The sequence below is a fragment of the Stenotrophomonas sp. GbtcB23 genome (assembly GCF_019091045.1).
GTDB classification, from domain to species: Bacteria; Pseudomonadota; Gammaproteobacteria; order Xanthomonadales; family Xanthomonadaceae; genus Stenotrophomonas; species Stenotrophomonas rhizophila_A.
Genome location: NZ_JAGXKC010000335.1, coordinates 1 through 290, shown reverse-complemented (window position 1 = coordinate 290; position 290 = coordinate 1). Strand labels below are relative to the sequence as shown.

Sequence of the window (290 nt, the reverse complement as noted above, 5' to 3'; positions counted from 1 at the left end):
GCAGGGGGGGCGGATCGGACTCGCACACCGGAACATCCCGATAGATCGTGCGTGTACCGGTGGCAACAGAGCCTGCACGAGCGCGGAGGCGGCCAGCGCGGGCTGGTAAGGCGCTTGAGGGGCCTTCGCATCGGCCGTGGCGATGTGATCGCGCTGGCAATGCTGGTCGCACAACGCCGGAGCATCGGGATCCGGCGCGGACATCTCTTCGCAACCGACCATCAGGGTCGCTTGTCCAGCATCCACCGATTCCAGCGGACAGGCGTAGGCCACCAGCGCCAGTTGTTGCA

At 66.6% G+C, this 290-nt stretch carries 1 pseudogene; it reads right to left on the bottom strand.

Going from position 1 to position 290, the window contains the following annotated elements:
* Positions 1-290, bottom strand: a pseudogene (locus KVS69_RS19330) (hypothetical protein); the annotation flags it as partial.